This is a genomic window from Nonomuraea sp. LP-02, assembly GCF_036289125.1.
In the GTDB taxonomy this organism is placed as follows: domain Bacteria; phylum Actinomycetota; class Actinomycetes; order Streptosporangiales; family Streptosporangiaceae; genus Nonomuraea; species Nonomuraea bangladeshensis.
In genome coordinates, this window is sequence record NZ_JAXCLK010000002.1 from 393,191 (window position 1) to 409,469 (window position 16,279).

Here is a 16,279-nt window from a genome sequence, read left to right on the forward strand (position 1 = left end):
CGGCACTAGTAGGATCTGGCCATGGTTGACGGAACAGCCGTGGGACGGCGTGAACGCAAGAAGGCGGCGACGCGGGCGGCGATCCTGGACGCGGCGACGGAGCTGTTCCTGGAACGCGGCTTCGACGGGGTCAGCGTCCGCGAGATCGCCGACAAGGCGGACGTCTCACCCAAGACGGTCTTCACACACTTCCCGCAGAAGGAGGCGCTGGTCTTCAGCGACGAGGACGAACGGCATGAGCGCCTCGTGGCCGCGGTGAGCGGCCGCGCGCCGGGGACCACGATCTCCGACGCGCTGAAGGCGCACTACCTCTCCGAAATCGCCGCGATGAGGTCCGGACCCCAACGCCAGATCCTCACCCTCATGGAGGAGACGCCGGCCCTCCTCGACTACGCGGAGAAGATGTGGTTCCGCCATGAGGGCGCCCTGGTCGCCGCGATCACCGAGGAGTTCGGGCTCACGGAGCCGAACGACGAGATCCGCTTCTACGTCCGCTTCGCCCTGCAGATCCAGCTCAGCGCCACCCATGAGGCGGATCCGGGATCAACCATCGACGCGGGGTTCCGGCTCCTCGACGAAGGCTGGGTGCGCTACCACGAGGCTCTCGACTGAAAGGTCATCGCGCACCGGCGACGTACAGGATGCGATCGTGGGCGTCCTCGTCGGGCGGGTTTCGCAGCGAGGTGCCCACCAGTCCGTGCGTGGCCAGCACGCGCAGCCCCGCCGCCTCCGCCGTCCGGCGGATCGTGCGGTCGGAGTGGTGGTGCTGCACGTGCCGCATCGACAGCCGGTTCCAGGTCGTGCCGTCGCGTTCGAAGAGGTCGAACTGGGTGACCACCGCCGCGTCCGGCTCGATCGGGGCGGAGAGCGCGAACCAGGCCACGTACCGGTCCCCGCGGTCGGCCACCATCGGGGCGGCGAAGGTGCGCCGGTAGTAGCCGATGGTGTTGAGGTCGAACAGCAGCACCCCGCCGTCGGCGAGCTGGCCGCGCGCGGCCTCCAGCGCCCGGCGCAGGTCGTCGGTGCTGGTCAAATAGGTCATCGGGACGTCCACGCAGGCCACCACGTCGAAGCCGGTGAGGCCGGGCGGGGGTTGCTGCAAGCTTCCCACCAGGAACCGCGTCCCGTCCGCGCCGGGCCGGTGCCGCGCCTGCTCCACCATGGCCGGGGACAGGTCGTAGCCGGTCACGTCGAACCCGTGCTTGAGGAAGGCCAGGCTGCTGCGGCCGGTGCCGCAGCCGGCGTCCAGCAGGCGCCGCCCGCCGGAGCCGTAACGGTCCGTGGCCTCCACGAAGCGGTCCACCAGGGCCGCGGTGTCCATGCGGGCGTTGAGCTCGTCGTACCGGTGGGCGACGCCCTCGTACGCCGCCAGCGTCTCATCCACGAGCGCCTCCCCGCGCTTGCGCCGGAGGCCGCGCCGGGCGAGCGCCCGGCGCGGCCGCGAACAGGACTTACCAGATGAACCACGCCTGCCGGTTGATCCGGCGGCCGGTGACGCGACGCAGCAGCTTCCTCACAGAGTTCACCTCCTTCCGACGAGCGCTGGTGGTCAGGTCCGGTACGGGGTCCGTCGCAGCTCGAAGCCGGGAGGGGTGATGATGCCCGCCACGTGGGGACGGCCGAGGCCGCCGCGCACCTGGAGCCGCGCGCCGCTGGTCAGGGCGGCGAGCAGGCCGGCGGCCAGCGAGTTGGCCACGGCCGCCCCGGCACAGGTGAACGCGCCGCCGCCGAAGGGCAGGTACGGCCCACGGGGTTCGTGACCGTCCCAGCGGCCGGGCCGGTAGCGGGCCGCGTCCGGCCAGTGCCGTTCGTCCCGGTGCAGCAGGTAGGGGCAGACGGACACGCTCTCCCCCGGTTCCAGCGGCACGCCGCCGATCTCGTGGGCGCGCAGCACGGGGCGGCCCAGCAGCCACGCCACCGGCCACAGCCGCAGCGACTCCCGTACGGCCGACTCCGGCGACACGGCCGCCAGGTCGACGCCCTGGGCGGCGGACTCCAGCAGCGCCCAGGCGACCACGTGGGCCACGGGCGCCACCGAGGTCCGGAACAGCAGCAGGTACACCTGGGCGATCTGGCCGGGAGGCGTGCCGGGCGGCGCGGCCTCCAGTACGGCGTCCAGCAGGTCACCCGGCCGTCCGGCGGTTCGCGCGGTGGCGCGGCGGGCGGTGGCCTCCGACGGCCAGGGCCCGTACGACGCGCGTCCATAACGCCGCCCGCTGGAGCCGGGACCATCGCCCGGCCGGACGGATCAGCACGTCGCGACGCACCACCAGTGCCATGAGCTGCCGCAGGTCGGCCGGACTGTCCGGCCGCAGCAGCGCCTCGGACAGGACCCGGTGCACGGCGGCGTGCCCGGCGGCGGGCCAGACGCTGGTCTCCCCCAGCTCGGCCACCACGGCGGGCAGCCGTTCCACGTGCGTGGCGAGGTGGGCGCGCAGCGTGGCGCGGGCGGCCCGGCCGATCGCGACCTGCGCGGCGCGCGGCTCCAGTCGTCCGCCGCGTACGTGGAAGAAGTCGGATATCTCGTCGTAGTGGCCCTCCTGGTCGTGGAGCACCCGCAGGGCCTCCCCCTGGTCGGCCACGCACAGCGACCCGTCGTCGGGCAGCCGGAACACCGGCCCGTGGGCGGCGAAGGCGTGCTCGACGAACCCCAGGGGATCGCGGCGGTACCAGCGCGCCGCCCCGCCCGCCGGTGGACGCCCGCTTTCGGGCGCGGACCGGCCTTGCGCGTTCCCGATCGCCGTCATACGACCTGCCCCATGCCCTCCGTGAGCAGAGCTGCGTCGGCCTGTCACGTACGTGGGACCAGTGGCGAGGACGACGTCTAACCAGGAGTGGCCGCAGCCTATAGCGGCGGCCCGCTCCTGATCAACGAGGTGTGGATGGGACGTCTGGTGCGATCTTTAACATGATTGTTTACAGGTTGTCAGAATATCGGCGATCAGTTCCTGCGCAGTGTCTGGGACATCCACCGGCCGGGGTCGCGTGGGTCCTCCGCACGCACCAGCAGGCTGTCGCCGTCCTCGCTGAGCGTGAAGGTGGCCGCGCCCCACTCGAACGCGCAGTTCTCCCCGCCCGAGCCGTAGATCCAGCGGATCTCGCCCTCGTAGACCGGCGACCGCCCGGACAGGTGCACCTCCGGGCCGCCAGAGGGGTAGGTGCAGCCGCTGTTGGGCTCCACCCAGTCGGGCCCGGACCGGGTGCCCTCGTAGGAGCCGCCGCCCACGTCACGGAAGTCCAGGTATCCGCCCCAGCCGCCGGACAGGTCGGGGGGCGGCTTCGGGGTGACGGTCAGTTCCGTCGTCGCGAAGCGGTCGTCGGCGCGGCCCGTGACGGTCAGGCGGTACACGCCCGTGTCGGCGGGCGCCGTGCCGCGCAGCGTCACCGTACCGCTGCCGCCGGCGGCGGCCGTGGCGACGGTGGTGTCGCCGAGCGTGAGCCGTACGGTCTCGCCCGCGTCGAAGCCGGCCGCGACCACCTCCAGCGCCGTCCCGGCCACCACGGACGACGGCGCGCGGTCGAACCGGATCCGGGGTGCGGGACGCTCGCGTACGGTGAGCGTGGCGGTGCCGCGCCGGCCGGGGTCCCTCCCCTGGGCCGCGAGCGTGTACCGCCCGGCCGCGAGATCGCCGGGGACGGCGTCGGGCAGCGTCGCGCGGCCCTTGGCGTCGGCGGTCCGGGCGCCGAGGTCGCCGCCGCCACCCGGTCCGGTCCACGAGAACGTGATCCGTTCGCCGGGCTCGAAGCCGCTCGCGCGCGCGTCGGCCGAGCCGCCGCTGACGATGTCGTCGTCCGAGAGGGTGAGTTCGGGAGTCCCCGCAGGCGGGGTGACGGGATCGCGGCGCTGGTCCCGCGTGGTGTCCTGCCCGGAGTCGTCGCGGGTGGGGTTCCGGTCCCGGCCGGGCGGGTCGCTGCGGACCGCGCGGGTCGGCGGATCACCGACGACCTGGCGTTGCGGCTCGACCGAGACGGCCGTGGCCGGCGTGTCGGCGATGCTCGGGTTGGCGAGGCGGAGGCCGACGAAGGCGGCCGCCGTCACTGCCACGGCGGTGGCGGTCGCGATGACCACCGTCTGCGCGCTGAGGAGGGATCCGCCCTTGCCCAGGAACGCGAACAGGCCCGTGGCGCCGAGCCCGCCCGTGCCGAGCCCCAGGAGCAGGCCGAGGGCGCGCTTGCGTGCTTTGTCGGCGTCCTCGAAGTAGGCCACGTCCTCGGCCGCGCCGGCGTTCGTCGCGGCCGTCAGCCCGAGGGAGAGGACATGTCCCCATGCGCCCCAGCGCAGGCAGCGGCCGAGCAGGGGCGCCGCGGCCCGCGCGAGGGTCCGCGCCGGGTCGTGCGCCTCCTCGCGCACCGCCGCCCGCAGCACGGCGACGATGACGGCGGCGCTCGCCGCCACCTCGACGCGAGAGGCCGTCCTGACCCAGGCGGCGAGCCGGGTGGCGTAGCCGGCGGCGTCGCGCCTGGCACGCGGCGCCGGCGCGCCGTCCGGCAGGCGGTGGCCGGGCCCCGCGGGTTCGGCCAGCCGCAGCCGCCGCAGTTCGGCGAGCGCCGCCTCCGCCTCGTCCGGGGAGGGCAGGGCGGCCAGCGCGGCCAGCGCCGGCGTGGCGACCGGTACGCCGGGCAGCGCGGCCAGGGCGTGAAGGGCCGCCGACGCGTCACCGTCCAGGGACGCGACCAGGGCGCGGGCGGCGGTCTCGGGATCGGCCACCACGGACAGCACGCCGGACGCCCGCATCAGGGCGGCCGCCTGGAGGAGCGTGCGCGGATGGCCGTTCGCCGCCCGGCACAGCTCCCGTACGGCGTCGGCCTCCTCCCCCGCCATGGCGTCGTCCGGGCCTGCCACCTCTTCGGTGATCAGGGCGACGGCGTCGGCCTCGGCCAGGCCGCCGAGCGGCAGGACGTACCCCTCCGCGCCCAGGAGCCGCCGGGTCGAGGCGAGAAGCAGGCCGACGCCGGGGGTGGCGTCGAGCAGTCGCTCCAGCGACTCGGCCGAGCCCTCGTAGTCGTCGATCACGACGAGCGCCCGTACCCTGCCCATGAGCCGGCGCAGCCGTTCGGGCGGCGGCAGGTAGCCGGGGCTGTCGTAGCAGGCTTCGAACAGCTCCTGGAGGATGTCCTCGGTCTCCAGCCCGGCGGCCGACAGGCAGACGACGTCCTCGCCGGCGTCGGCCACGTCGCGTGCGACTCGGTTCAGCACCGCTGTCTTGCCGATGCCCGGCGGCCCGCTGACCAGCACGGGCGCGCCGCGCTCGGCGAGCAGGTCGCGGATGCGGGTCAGCTCGCGGTCGCGGCCGACGAGGTCCGCGGCGCCTTGTGGCAGCCAGCGCGGGTCGGGGTGCTCCCGCCTGCGCACCGGCACCGGGCCGCCCTCGCGCGCGGCGATGATCGTACGTTCCTCGGTGTAGTGGACGGTGTTGTGGTCGCCGATGAACACGGCTCCGTTGTTGTCGCCGCCGAAGCTCACGTGACCGGCGTTGGGCGCTGCCACTTCTCCTCGCTTTCCACCGGCACGTCAGGGGCGGACGTTCGCGGTGTTGTGGTCGCCGATCATGACGTTGCCGTTGTTGTGGCCGCCGAAGCGCACCTGCGCCGTCCCCGTGCCGCCGCCCTGGAGCTCGCGGAGCAGGGCCGCGATCTCGCCCGCCTGTTCCGGCCGCTCCGTCAGCAGCTCGACGATGCGCCCCTGCCAGTGGCCCGCCAGTACGGACGCGGGAATCGTGTCGCCGCGCAGGGCCTGGCTGGACCGTTCCAGCGCCGCTTCCTCCGCGGGCACCCGCTGCTGATCGCCGCCGCCCAGGACGCGGGCGATCCTCGCGCGCGCGGCCGTCCAGCCGTCGGCGACCATCGCCTGTACGAGAGCCTCGGCCACGACCCCGGCGAGGGTCAGCACCTCGATGTCCATGGTTGCTCGCTTTCTTCGCGCTTTCCCTAATGGCATTTGTCTGCTTTCGGCGACATTTCCGGGAATGGCCGGAAGCCAAGTACCTGACCCTCGCCCACAGGTCGTCATGCCAGATTGAATAACGCGTCCGGCGACGGATGGAGCGGCCGCCGATTACCCGTACAACTCCGTACACCGCCCCCGCGGGGACCTTGAGGAGACGCTCGATGCAGCAGCACCCGCCGCCCGGCGATCCCCCCGTTCCCGCCCTCATCACCACCCGCGAGGAGTTCGCCGCGGCGGGACGGTCCTGGCCACCGGCGGCGCGGACTCGACGGTCCGACTGTGGGGCACCGAGGTGGACCGGGCCGCGCGGGACGTCTGCGCGCCGGCGTTCCCCGCGATCACGCCGGCGGAATGACGGCACTACCTGCCGGGCCCGGCGTACCGGCCGCCTTGCTGACGTGAACCTGGCGGCGGGGTTTCCCGACTGTACCGGTGGACGACGGGAGGACGGGATGACCGACGAGCTGTTGATCGTGCGCTGCCAGCTCGGCGAGCACGACGCGCTCACCGAGCTGGTGCGCTCCTGGCACGAGCCGGTGCGGACCTACGTACGCGGGATGCTGGGCGCGGAACGCGCCGACGACGTGACCCAGGAGGTCTGGCTGGCGGTGGTCCGCGGGCTGCCGCGGCTGAGGGAGCCGGGCCGGTTCGCGCCCTGGTTGTTCACGATCGCCCGGCGGGCCGTGACCGACCGGCTGCGCCAGGAGTACAGCGTGGCCGAGGTCGGCACGCACCAGGAGCCGGTCACCGAGGACGCCGCCGGCGCCATGGTGGAGCGCGCCGCGCTGATCGCCGCCCTGTCCTGCCTGCCCGTACGGGAGCGGGAGGTTCTGGTGCTGTTCTACCTGGAGGACCTGTCGCTGGAGGACTGCGCCGAGATCTGCGCCGTCCCGGTCGGCACGGTCAAGTCACGGCTCAACCGCGCCCGTCGCCTGCTGCGCGACCACCTGACGGAGAAGGGAACGAAGCGATGAACGACGAGCCGAACCTGTCCGCCGAGGAGATGATCGGCCGGCTGTCGCCGGTGCTGTCGCCGTGGCGGCGTCTGCGCGGTGTCGTGGCCCTGGTGAGCGGGCTGGCCGGAGCCGTCTGCGCGGGGTCGTTGTGGGCGACCGAGCCCGCCGCGCTGCCGGGCCGTACCCGCCTGGCCTTCGCCGTCTTCACCCTGGTGTGCCTGGCCTGGGCGGGGTACGGCGGCTGGCTGGTCACCCGGCGGACACCGCTGCTGGCGCTGGATCGGGTGGTCGCGGGGTGGTTCGCCCTGACCGCGTCGATCGCCACCAGCGTGATCATCGTGGTGGCGGCCGTTCAGCGGGGCGCGGGCCTCGCTCCCGCTCTGGCGACCGGTACGGTCGTCACCGCCGTGTCCGCCGTCCTCGTCGTACGGGCTCACGTCCGCCGGGCCGCGCTGCTGCGCCGCAAGCGGGAACTGACCGGGCGGGACGCGCCGTGAGCCCTCGATCACGTCCGCCTGGCCGGAAGCGACTGCGGTTCACGGGCATTCGCGCAGGGGAGTACTCACCTCACTTACCGTAGTGATCCCGGAGGCACGATGCGCCCGACCAGACCCGACCTCCCCCTGCTGGCCGTCGCCGTGGGGTTGCTGGTGGCGGTGATGCTGTGGGGCGCGATCTTCACCGAGTCGCTCGCCACAGCCGGAGGCGCCGCGCTCGGGTGGGTGCTGGGCAACCTCGGCTGGCTGTTCGTCGTGGCCGCCGACTTCTTCCTGGTGCTGGCCGTCGTGCTCGCGCTCAGCCGGTTCGGCCGGATCCGCCTCGGCGCGGACGACGACGTCCCGGAGTTCAGCAATCTCGCCTGGACCGCGATGATGTTCAGCTCCGGGATGGGCATCGGGCTGATGTTCTACGGTGTCGCCGAACCTCTGACCCACCTGCTCAGCCCGCCGCCCGATCTGGGTCTCGTGGCGGGCTCGCCGCAGGCCGCGCGCACCGCGATGGAGTACTCCCTGTTCCACTGGACCCTGCACCCCTGGGCGATCTACGCGATCAGCGGCATGGCCCTGGCCTACTCCACCTTCCGCAAGGGGCGGGGCAACCGGTTCAGCGAGGCGTTCGCCCCGCTTTTCGGGGGCCGGCCCAGGCCCGTCGTGGGGCGGATGCTGGATCTGCTGGCCGTACTGGCCACGGTCTTCGGCACTGCCACCAGCCTGGGGCTGGGGACGCTCCAGGTGAGGTACGGACTCGACGAGCTGTTCGGGCTCGGCGGGCGGCGGCTGGAGGTGATCGTCATCATCGTCCTGACGGCCGGGTTCGTCGTCTCGGCGGCCAGCGGGGTGCACCGTGGCGTGCGCGTCCTCAGCACACTCAACGTCTATCTGGCCGCTCTGCTGGCCGTGTTCATCTTCGTCTTCGGCCCGACCGTGGCGGTGCTCGACCTGATCCCCGCCTCGCTCGGCGGATACCTGAACGACCTGCTCGCGATGGCCTCGCGGACCGGGGCGTTCGTCGACAAGAGCTGGCTCGGCACATGGACGATCTTCTACTGGGCGTGGTGGATGTCGTGGGCGCCGTTCGTGGGCGCCTTCATCGCCCGGGTCTCGCGGGGCCGTACGATCCGCGAGTTCGTCGTCGGCGTGCTGCTCATCCCCTCCGGCGCCAGCGTGCTCTGGTTCTCGATCAGCGGCGGGAGCGCCGTACGGATGCAGCTGTCGGGGACGGCGGACTTCACCGGGAAGATCGCGGAGGGAGCGGAGGCGGCGATGTTCGCGCTCCTCGGCCAGCTGCCGTTCGCCACGCTCGCCACCGCGATCACCGCGCTCCTGATCGCGCTCTACTTCGTCACCAGCGCGGACTCGGCCTCCCTGGTGCTCGGCTCGCTCTCCAGCCGGGGCTCGCTCCACCCGCCCCGGCCCCTGGTGGTGATGTGGGGGGTGCTGGTCGGGGCGATCGCACTGGTGCTGCTGCTGGCCGGCGGGCTGGAGGCGCTGCAGCAGGCCACGATCCTGGTCGCGCTGCCGTTCGTGGTCGTCATGCTCCTGCTCTGCGTGGCGCTGGTGAAGGAGCTGCGCGAGGATCCGGGCGCGGGACCGGTGCGCCACCTCCACCCGCACGGGGTGCCGGACGCCTTCCGCCGTGCCACCGGCGAGGACGACGGGACGTGAGGCGGTGGCGGGCGCCGTCAACGGGCGTCACTTCTCGGCCGTGCCGGCCTTCCCGCTGATGGACCCCTGATAGATCTCCGCGTACGTGCGTGAGTCCTTGATCAGCTCGTCGGCGAAGGCGGCGACGTCGTCACCGATGAGCTCCAGGACTCCCTTGCCGTCCGCGACACCCTCCTCGAAGAAGTCGACGATCCCGGAGAGCAGGGATCCGTCGAGCAGATCGACCGGTCCGACCTTGAAGTAGTACCTCTGCATCTCCTTGTAGACGACCTGGTAGTCCGGCGGGAGCGCCTTGACGCGCGCCATGTGCGCCCGCCACTGCTTCTTGCCCTCGATGATGTCCCGGATGCTCACGTCAGCCTCCCAGCCGGCCCAGTTTCCTTGCGACGTTCCTGTTCAACTGCTCGCGCCACCGGTCGCGATAGTTCCGGGCGCCCTTTCCGCCGGCCAGCGCCGCGCAGAAGCCCGCGATGTCGTCACCCAGCACCTCGTGAATGCTCTGCCCATCGGCCGCGGTCTCTTCGAGCAGCCCCAGAGCACCGTCGAGAATCGGCATCAGGTTGCGGCCGGTGAAGTCCGAGTAGAGGGAGACATGTCCCTTGATCTCTTCCCACGCCGCCCGGTGGTCGGCCGGCAACGCCGCGGCCCGGGCTTCGAACGCCTTCCAGTCCCTGGTGATGTCGTTGCCGGTGATCGTGTCCCAGAAGTTCATCTCCCGCCCTCCTTGAGCTTGTCGAGCCGTGATGTGATGTACTCCCATTTCGCCCAGAAGGTCGCGAGTTCCGCGCGTCCCGCGTCGTTGAGCGCGTAGAACTTGCGTGGCGGGCCCACCCCGGACGGTCGTTTCGTCACCTGGACGAGCCCGTTCTTCTCCAGCCGCAGCAGGATGGTGTAGACCGTCCCCTCGACGACGTCGGCGAAGCCGAGTTCGTTCAGCCGGCGCGTGATCGCGTACCCGTAGGTCTCCTCGCTGCCGATGATTTCGAGCACGCAGCCTTCGAGCGTGCCCTTCAGCATCTCCGTCAGGCCGTCCATCGCACGCCCTTCTCGATCTTCAGGTACTCAGTAGCACCGAGTACCACTATACAGTGTCACAGGGTAGTGAGCCAGTGCCGGGCAAGACGGCCATCGCCTCGCGACACCTGCATGTCCGGCTTTCTAGCTCCGGGAGACGAACTGCGCCGCCGACGGCGCTCGGTCAGGATCGGTGATCCACTGCGCGGCGAGCCCCACCAGCAGGGCATAGTAATGCGACCCGACCGCCTGGACCTGCGTAGGATCGCTCTCCGGCCCGAGCCCCGCGAACGCCCGCGCCAGTGACGCCCGGGCCAGCTCCTGCCCGCCGGCGATCATGCTCCGGATCTCCTCGTCCTGCCGCGCCGACGCGACGGACTCGAAGTTCACGAACCAGAGCGACCGGTTGGCCTGGATCGACTCGATGATCCGGCCCCACAGGGCCTCCTCGCCCCCGGGCTCCGCGAGCACCGCGAACAGCAGCTCACCCCACTCCGCGTTGAGATCGCGCAGAGCCCGGGTGAGCAGCTGCTCCTTGGAGCCGAAGTGGTAGTTGATCGACGCCTGGTTCGCCCCCGACGCCGCGACCAGGTCGCGCACGGTCGTGTGCGCGTATCCCTTCGTCAGCAGACAGTCGCGGGCCGCCGTCAGCAGCTTGTCCTTGGCACTCACATCCTCTACCGTATCAAATAAACGTTCGTTTGAAACGTTCATTTAAGTCGATCTTTTACATCCTCAGGAGAGGATCCATGACCCCGTACTCCACCCCGACCACCGTCGCCCCGCCCGTGCTCCGCATCCGCGGCCTACGCTGCGAATATCCGGGAGAGGCCGGGCCCGTCCACGCCCTGCGCGGCATCGACCTCGACGTCCCCAGGTCGTCCTTCATCGCGATCATGGGCCCCTCGGGCTCCGGCAAGACCACCCTCCTGCACTGCGCCGCCGGGCTGCAGCGGCCGACCTCGGGCGCCATCGAGCTCGACGGGCAGGACCTGCGCGGGCTCGACCAGACCCAGCTCGCCCAGTTGCGCCGGCGCCGCGTCGGGTTCGTCTTTCAGTCGTTCAACCTGCTGCCCGCGCTCTCGACCGTCGACAACGTCGAGCTCCCGCTCCGCCTGGACGCCCGCAAGACCGATCCGGCCCGCACGACCGGGCTCCTCACCCGCGTCGGGCTCGGCAACCGGGGCGGCCACCGTCCCCATCAGCTCTCCGGCGGCCAGAAGCAGCGCGTCGCGGTCGCCCGGGCACTGATCACCGACCCTGACATCGTCTTCGCCGACGAGCCGACCGGCGCCCTCGACATCCGCAGCGCCAGAGAGGTGCTCCGCCTCATGCGCGAGCTGGCGGACAAGGGCCAGACGATCATCATGGTCACGCACGATCCGGTCGCCGCCTCCTACTCCGACGTCGTCCTCTTCCTCGCCGACGGCCGCATCGTCGACCACCTCCCGCGTCCCAGCGCGCAGCAGGTCGCCGGCCGGATGGCCGTCCTGGTCGAGTCGGCGGAGCAGGCGGCGAACGAGGCGGCGGTGAACTGATGCTCAAGCTCGCCATCCGCTCCTTCGCACATCACCGCGCCGGCGCGGTCGCCACCGGCCTCGTGGCGCTCGTCGGCATGATCCTGGTCACGGGCATGATGAGCCTGCTGGGCACGGGGCTGGCCACCGGCACGGTCGCCGCCGACCGTGCCTTCCTGGTGCAGTTCCCGCTCATCATGGGCGGCTGGGTAGTCGCGATCGTCCTGTTCGCGATGGTTTCGACGATCAGCGTGGCGCTCGGCGGGCGTGCCGGGGAGATCGCCGGCATCCGTCTCATCGGCGCGAGCCCGCACCAGGTCCAGCGCCTGCTCGTCATCGAGACGGCGGCCGTCTCGGCCGTCTCGGCCCTGCCCGGCCTGGCCGGCGGCCACCTCGTCGGCTGGGCCGTCATGCGCGCCATCCGCTCCGCCGGGCTCACCGACCCGGCCTCGGTCTACGCGCCCGGGGTGCTGCTGCCCGTACTCGGCGTGCTCGTCGTGCTGGCCGCGAGCGTGCTCGCCGCCTGGATCGGCAGCCGCGCCCTCGCCCGCCGCAGCCCCGTCGCCGACGCGGCCCCGCCCCCGCGCCGCCGTACGGGGCGGCGCCCCGGCGGCCGCCGCCGGGGCGCCGCCGTCGTCACGATCGTCGCCGGTCTCGGCTCCTCGGCCGCGGTGCTCGGCATGGACCCCTCCGACGTGCTCACGACGGCGATGACCGGCCCTGGCTGCGTGCTCGTCGCCGTCGGCCTGTGCGTCCTCGCCCCCGAGCTGGTCGCCGCGGCGAACGTCACGCTCAGAGCCTTCCGCAGGACGGACGGCGCCGTCTCCTCCCACCTGGCCGCGATCAACCTCTCCGCCGCCCCCGACCGGGTACGCCCGACCGTCACCTTCCTCACCCTCTTCGTCGGCGTCGCCGCGGGCACGCTCAGCATGCAGGGCATCGAGAACTCGGCCGGTACGACGGACAGCACGGGCCAGGTCCTCGCCTCGATCAACTACTTCGTCGTCGCCCTGATCGCGGCGTTCATGGCCATCGCCCTCACCAACAACCTCGTCGCCTCCATCAGCCAGCGGCGTACCGAGTTCGCGGTCATGTCCCTCATCGGCTCGACCCGCGCCCAGACCCACCGCATGCTGGTCGGGGAGATGGCCGCGGCCACGGCCGTCAGCGTCGCCGCCGGCAGCGTGGGCGCCTTCCTCAGCGTCCTCCCCTTCGCCCTCGTCAAAACGGGCAATCCGCTTCAGGCGGCCGCGCCCCTCCCGTACGCGCTCACGATCATGATCGGGATCGGCGTCACCCTCGGCGTCTCGTCCCTCGTCGGAAGCCGCGTCATCCGCACGGCCTGAATCCCGCGCCGGCCGGCACCCCCCGGCCAGCTCCGGAACGACGCCGGGCTGCCGGGGCCAGGGTCTTCCACCGACCCAGATGCTCACGTCGACGCGCAACGTCCGGTAGATGCCCTCCCCGCGCCCTGGGCCGAGACCTGCGACCGCTGAAGGATGAAGCGCGTCAGCGACGCCGAAAGGCACCAAGGAGACGCGATGCGACGGTTCACACAGATCCTGGCAGCGGCAGCGGGCGGCGCGATGGTCCTCGCCGGACTCGCCACCCCCGCGCACGCCGAAGTCTGGGGCTGCTTCACCTCCGTCAACACGACGACGAACGTGGCGGGGACGATCTGCAGCAGCGGCTTCGGCAGCTACCGGGTGGCCGCCAAATGCAACTCGGCTCACTACCCCTACACGAGGACGGTCGTCGGCCCCTGGGTGACCAAGGTCTCCGGCCGGCCGGGCCCGGCTTCCACCGTCTCCGGCGACCCCCAAGGCTGCCACGTCGTCGAGGCTTGGACACAATTCCCGTAGGCCTACGCGCCTTCCGCTTCGGCGAGCGTGATCGGAACCCCGTCATCAGGGGGGCGGCGTCGCTCAGCGGGAGAAGATCGCGCTGTGCAGATGCACCGGATTGGCGGCGTCGCCGGTGGTCACGCCGTACACGGCGGTGAAGAAGTCGCCGGTCGAGACCAGGCCCGTGTAGTCACCGAGCAGGCATCCCACGCTGGTCAGCGGGACCTTGCGCGCGTCGAAGGGGCTCGCGATGTGCGGCTCGCGCCACGAGCCACCCTCCGTGCAACTGCTCGCGCAGGTCACGGCCCACATGTCCGTGGGCAGGCCGGCGTCGGGGGTGTTGTCGCGGAAGTCGTAGTACGTGACCGCCACGGTGCCCGTCCTGGACACGGCGACAGCCGGTACGGCGGCCGAACCCGTGGGCGTCTTGTCCACGCGGGCCGGGCTGGACCACGTCTGCCCGCCGTCCGCCGATCGCGAGTAGGCCACATGGAAGGTGCCGTCGGCGTCCTGGCTCGGCCAGACGATGTGCACCGTCCGGGTGCCCGGCTGGGCCGCCGGCAGCGGCAGGGCGGCGTTACTGACAGCGGGCTGACGCCGGAAACCGACCGCACGACGGCCGCCCGGCTGCTCGCGTCATCGGCGGCGAAGCGTGGTTCAGGTGCATCCCACCGGAAGCGTTCACGTGCGCGTCAACGCCGCCACCCGCGTTCGCCCCCGGCGGTCGCTCTCCAGCAGCGTCACTCCCCCGGTTCGATCGCTCCAGTCGCTGCAAGAAGCGGCACCCGTCCGGCTTCGTCAGCGGTGGGAGGATGAGGGGCATGTATGTCCATGAGGCCGGTAACGCACATGCTCCTCCCCTCCTGCTGCTGCACGGTGGCGGCGTCGCGGGATGGATGTGGCGTCCGACGTTGGAGCAGCTCGGGACGGAAGCCCGAGTGATCATCCCCGATCTCCCCGGCCACGGCCGGAGCGCGGCGGAACCGTATCGATCACACGAGATGACCATCCAGGCCGTGGCACGAATCCTGGACGAACGCGCGCCGCACGGCGCGATGGTCGCGGGGTTCTCGTTGGGCGCGCAGCTCACGATCCTCCTCGCCGCGACCCGGCCCGATCTCGTCACGAGTGCCGTCGTCGTGAGCGCGCAGGCGAAGCCTCTTCGCTTCCCCCAGGCGACCCTCGGGCTCCTCGCCGCGACCGCACCACTCGCACGACAACAGTGGTTCGCGAAGCTCCAGGCGAAGCAGCTGTTCATCCCCGACGAGCTCCTGTCCGATTATGTTCGTGACAGCGCTCGCACAAGCCGCGAGACTCTGCTCGCCGGCGTCGGCGAGAACATCCGCTTCACCCTCCCCGCCGGCTGGGCCGACTTCAAGAACCCGGCACTGGTGATGGTGGGAGAGCGGGAGCGAAAGCTCATGCACACCTCCGCACGCAACATCCACGGCGCCCTCCCGGGCAGCCAGATGATCTCCGTACCGCAATGCGGCCACGGCATACCCCTGCAGCGCCCGGACCTGTTCGCCCAGACCCTGGCCGACAGAATCTGAACCGCTCTTCTCGGTGCTTGAGTCGCTCGCAGGAGGTCTGCCAGGGCCCGTACCGCTCCCGATGTCCCGCTATGGAGGAGGTCGAAGGTGGACGGCCCGCAGATCGCCTTCCGGCTGGAACGGGGCTCGACGGGATTCCGCCGCTTCAAGGAGCCGCCGTTGCCAGAGATCGATCCCAGAGTGTGTCGTGCCACCTGCTACGCCGCAGCCCGGGCCGCCCGCGGGCGGAGCGCATGTCGCGCTGTTCCACGCCCACTATCCGCTGATCGCCTTCGTGGACGATCGACACTACTGGTACACCGACGAGTTCCAGGACCCGCCTACCTGGGCGGGCGCCCTCAACGACTGCGGCTTCACCGTCTTGAGCAGGTCGCTGCTCAAGTCACCGCTCACGGAGGTGGACACTACTGCTCTGTCCGCCGGGGAGCGGCGTGAGATCAAGTACTGGCAGCCGGAGACCCTTGGTGCGACGCTCTTCAACGCGTGGGATTGACGTCTGGCGTCCCGGGCGCCACCCCGGCTCGGCCGCGGAACGATCGGCCTGTACGGCTGGATGACGGGCCGCCGCATCCCGTCCATTCGTGAACGGCGAGGCCAGGCTCTCTCTGAGGTCGCGAACGTGTGAGATGGCCGTTGACGTCGGAGTGTACCGATCGGTACTGTGCTCGTACCGATCGGTACGCATTGAGGAGTGGCCGGGATGAGCCTGACACCGGCGGGGGAACGCGTCTGGGACGCCGCCCGCGAGATCTTCTACCAGGAGGGCGTCCGCAGCACCGGCGTCGCGGAGATCGCCGAGCGGTCCGGGGTGGGCAAGCCGAGCATCTACCGGGCCTTCGGCTCGAAGGACGAGCTGGCGGTGGCATACCTGCGCGAACGGGGCATCTCGCCGCGCGAGGTCATCGAGGCGGTCCGCGCGGCCTCCCCCGGTGATCCGCGCGCACAACTGCGCCGCGTGATCGCGGGGATCGCCGAGGCCATCACCACGCCCGGACATCGCGGGTGCCCGCTGGCGAACGTCGTCGTGGAGTTCCCCGACCGGGCGCATCCGGTCCGCGTGGCGGCCCAGGAACAGAAGCACCACTATCTCGAACTCTTCACCGAACTCGTCAAGCCGCTCCCGGTGGCCGATCCCGGGCAGGTCGCCTACCTCATCCAGATGCTGGTCGACGGCGCCCACATCACCAGCCAGATCTTCGACCCCGACCGCTCGGCCACCGGCCTGGTGACCGCCGTCGACAGGCTCCTCGACACGTACCTGCCGCACGACCAGTAAGGAGAAC

Annotated in this window: 20 protein-coding genes; 10 read left to right on the forward strand and 10 right to left on the reverse strand. The window is 71.5% G+C overall.

The genetic code is table 11. From position 1 onward, the window contains the following. Window positions 1–21 precede the first annotated feature (21 nt). A complete protein-coding gene (locus tag SMD20_RS45035; RefSeq protein ID WP_329593538.1) occupies window positions 22–612 on the forward strand; it encodes a TetR/AcrR family transcriptional regulator in 591 nt (196 codons plus the stop codon). Between the two features lie 4 nt (window positions 613–616). On the opposite strand, the gene SMD20_RS45040 is transcribed toward SMD20_RS45035, so the two are convergent. From SMD20_RS45040 to SMD20_RS45060, 5 genes are all read right to left on the reverse strand, one after another. Next, window positions 617–1,384 carry a class I SAM-dependent methyltransferase gene (locus SMD20_RS45040; protein WP_329593540.1) on the reverse strand — a complete coding sequence of 256 codons (768 nt, stop codon included), beginning with the start codon at window positions 1,382–1,384 and terminating at the stop codon, window positions 617–619. Between the two features lie 165 nt (window positions 1,385–1,549). After that, window positions 1,550–2,062 (reverse strand): cytochrome P450, encoded by a 513-nt coding sequence (locus SMD20_RS45045; RefSeq protein WP_329593542.1) that lies wholly within the window; start codon window positions 2,060–2,062, stop codon window positions 1,550–1,552. A gap of 61 nt (window positions 2,063–2,123) precedes the next feature. Then, window positions 2,124–2,747, reverse strand: a complete 624-nt coding sequence (locus SMD20_RS45050) for a hypothetical protein (protein WP_329593544.1) — start codon at window positions 2,745–2,747, stop codon at window positions 2,124–2,126. Window positions 2,748–2,941: 194 nt separating this feature from the next. Next, window positions 2,942–5,488: an AAA family ATPase gene (locus SMD20_RS45055; RefSeq protein WP_329593546.1), complete on the reverse strand. Its 2,547-nt coding sequence runs from the start codon at window positions 5,486–5,488 to the stop codon at window positions 2,942–2,944. Window positions 5,489–5,512: 24 nt separating this feature from the next. Further along, window positions 5,513–5,902, reverse strand: coding sequence for a hypothetical protein (locus SMD20_RS45060; RefSeq protein WP_329593548.1), 390 nt, complete (start codon window positions 5,900–5,902; stop codon window positions 5,513–5,515). 497 nt (window positions 5,903–6,399) lie between these two features. On the opposite strand from SMD20_RS45060, the gene SMD20_RS45065 reads away from it, so the two are divergent. The 3 genes from SMD20_RS45065 (at window position 6,400) to SMD20_RS45075 (ending at window position 9,068) form a co-directional block, all read left to right on the forward strand. Continuing rightward, on the forward strand, window positions 6,400–6,921 hold the full coding sequence (locus SMD20_RS45065; protein WP_329593549.1) for an RNA polymerase sigma factor: 522 nt from the start codon (window positions 6,400–6,402) through the stop codon (window positions 6,919–6,921). After that, window positions 6,918–7,400, forward strand: a complete 483-nt coding sequence (locus SMD20_RS45070; RefSeq protein ID WP_329593550.1) for a hypothetical protein — start codon at window positions 6,918–6,920, stop codon at window positions 7,398–7,400. The genes SMD20_RS45065 and SMD20_RS45070 overlap by 4 nt, the downstream gene beginning before the upstream one ends. 99 nt (window positions 7,401–7,499) lie before the next feature. Then, on the forward strand, window positions 7,500–9,068 hold the full coding sequence (locus SMD20_RS45075) for a BCCT family transporter (protein WP_329593552.1): 1,569 nt from the start codon (window positions 7,500–7,502) through the stop codon (window positions 9,066–9,068). A gap of 27 nt (window positions 9,069–9,095) precedes the next feature. Here SMD20_RS45075 and SMD20_RS45080 read toward each other — a convergent pair whose 3' ends face one another. From SMD20_RS45080 to SMD20_RS45095, 4 genes are all read right to left on the reverse strand, one after another. Then, window positions 9,096–9,422, reverse strand: coding sequence for a DUF1048 domain-containing protein (locus SMD20_RS45080; protein ID WP_329593554.1), 327 nt, complete (start codon window positions 9,420–9,422; stop codon window positions 9,096–9,098). A 1-nt stretch (window position 9,423) separates the two neighbouring features. Then, window positions 9,424–9,780 carry a DUF1048 domain-containing protein gene (locus SMD20_RS45085; RefSeq protein ID WP_329593555.1) on the reverse strand — a complete coding sequence of 119 codons (357 nt, stop codon included), beginning with the start codon at window positions 9,778–9,780 and terminating at the stop codon, window positions 9,424–9,426. Continuing rightward, window positions 9,777–10,103, reverse strand: coding sequence for a PadR family transcriptional regulator (locus SMD20_RS45090; RefSeq protein ID WP_329593557.1), 327 nt, complete (start codon window positions 10,101–10,103; stop codon window positions 9,777–9,779). Before SMD20_RS45090 ends, SMD20_RS45085 begins: the two co-directional genes overlap by 4 nt. 123 nt (window positions 10,104–10,226) lie before the next feature. After that, entirely contained in the window at window positions 10,227–10,754 is a 528-nt protein-coding gene (locus tag SMD20_RS45095) for a TetR/AcrR family transcriptional regulator (RefSeq protein ID WP_329593559.1), read from the reverse strand. A 77-nt stretch (window positions 10,755–10,831) separates the two neighbouring features. Between SMD20_RS45095 and SMD20_RS45100 the strand changes: the two genes are divergently transcribed. From SMD20_RS45100 to SMD20_RS45110, 3 genes are all read left to right on the forward strand, one after another. Beyond that, complete coding sequence (locus tag SMD20_RS45100; protein WP_329593561.1) at window positions 10,832–11,620, forward strand: ABC transporter ATP-binding protein; 789 nt, start codon at window positions 10,832–10,834, stop codon at window positions 11,618–11,620. After that, entirely contained in the window at window positions 11,620–12,945 is a 1,326-nt protein-coding gene (locus tag SMD20_RS45105; RefSeq protein ID WP_329593563.1) for an FtsX-like permease family protein, read from the forward strand. The genes SMD20_RS45100 and SMD20_RS45105 overlap by 1 nt, the downstream gene beginning before the upstream one ends. Window positions 12,946–13,140: 195 nt before the next feature. After that, window positions 13,141–13,461, forward strand: a complete 321-nt coding sequence (locus SMD20_RS45110) for a hypothetical protein (protein ID WP_329593565.1) — start codon at window positions 13,141–13,143, stop codon at window positions 13,459–13,461. 63 nt (window positions 13,462–13,524) lie between these two features. Here the strand turns inward: SMD20_RS45110 and SMD20_RS45115 are convergent, their stop codons facing one another. Then, on the reverse strand, window positions 13,525–13,977 hold the full coding sequence (locus SMD20_RS45115; protein ID WP_329593567.1) for a sialidase family protein: 453 nt from the start codon (window positions 13,975–13,977) through the stop codon (window positions 13,525–13,527). A gap of 287 nt (window positions 13,978–14,264) precedes the next feature. Between SMD20_RS45115 and SMD20_RS45120 the strand changes: the two genes are divergently transcribed. From SMD20_RS45120 to SMD20_RS45130, 3 genes are all read left to right on the forward strand, one after another. Beyond that, complete coding sequence (locus SMD20_RS45120) at window positions 14,265–14,996, forward strand: alpha/beta fold hydrolase (protein ID WP_329593569.1); 732 nt, start codon at window positions 14,265–14,267, stop codon at window positions 14,994–14,996. Window positions 14,997–15,183: 187 nt separating this feature from the next. Then, window positions 15,184–15,489 (forward strand): hypothetical protein, encoded by a 306-nt coding sequence (locus tag SMD20_RS45125; protein WP_329593571.1) that lies wholly within the window; start codon window positions 15,184–15,186, stop codon window positions 15,487–15,489. A 207-nt stretch (window positions 15,490–15,696) separates the two neighbouring features. Further along, on the forward strand, window positions 15,697–16,272 hold the full coding sequence (locus tag SMD20_RS45130) for a TetR/AcrR family transcriptional regulator (protein WP_329593573.1): 576 nt from the start codon (window positions 15,697–15,699) through the stop codon (window positions 16,270–16,272). Window positions 16,273–16,279 lie beyond the last annotated feature (7 nt).

Excerpts from the sequence above, each read along its gene's own strand:
- SMD20_RS45060 (WP_329593548.1), bottom strand. The coding sequence starts at position 5,902 with ATGGACATCGAGGTGCTGACCCTCGCCGGGGTCGTGGCCGAGGCTCTC.
- SMD20_RS45065 (WP_329593549.1), top strand. The coding sequence starts at position 6,400 with ATGACCGACGAGCTGTTGATCGTGCGCTGCCAGCTCGGCGAGCACGAC.
- SMD20_RS45035 (WP_329593538.1), top strand. The coding sequence starts at position 22 with ATGGTTGACGGAACAGCCGTGGGACGGCGTGAACGCAAGAAGGCGGCG.
- SMD20_RS45120 (WP_329593569.1), top strand. The coding sequence starts at position 14,265 with ATGTATGTCCATGAGGCCGGTAACGCACATGCTCCTCCCCTCCTGCTG.
- SMD20_RS45105 (WP_329593563.1), top strand. The coding sequence starts at position 11,620 with ATGCTCAAGCTCGCCATCCGCTCCTTCGCACATCACCGCGCCGGCGCG.
- SMD20_RS45130 (WP_329593573.1), top strand. The coding sequence starts at position 15,697 with ATGAGCCTGACACCGGCGGGGGAACGCGTCTGGGACGCCGCCCGCGAG.
- SMD20_RS45050 (WP_329593544.1), bottom strand. The coding sequence starts at position 2,747 with ATGACGGCGATCGGGAACGCGCAAGGCCGGTCCGCGCCCGAAAGCGGG.
- SMD20_RS45070 (WP_329593550.1), top strand. The coding sequence starts at position 6,918 with ATGAACGACGAGCCGAACCTGTCCGCCGAGGAGATGATCGGCCGGCTG.
- SMD20_RS45085 (WP_329593555.1), bottom strand. The coding sequence starts at position 9,780 with ATGAACTTCTGGGACACGATCACCGGCAACGACATCACCAGGGACTGG.
- SMD20_RS45090 (WP_329593557.1), bottom strand. The coding sequence starts at position 10,103 with ATGGACGGCCTGACGGAGATGCTGAAGGGCACGCTCGAAGGCTGCGTG.
- SMD20_RS45075 (WP_329593552.1), top strand. The coding sequence starts at position 7,500 with ATGCGCCCGACCAGACCCGACCTCCCCCTGCTGGCCGTCGCCGTGGGG.
- SMD20_RS45100 (WP_329593561.1), top strand. The coding sequence starts at position 10,832 with ATGACCCCGTACTCCACCCCGACCACCGTCGCCCCGCCCGTGCTCCGC.
- SMD20_RS45110 (WP_329593565.1), top strand. The coding sequence starts at position 13,141 with ATGCGACGGTTCACACAGATCCTGGCAGCGGCAGCGGGCGGCGCGATG.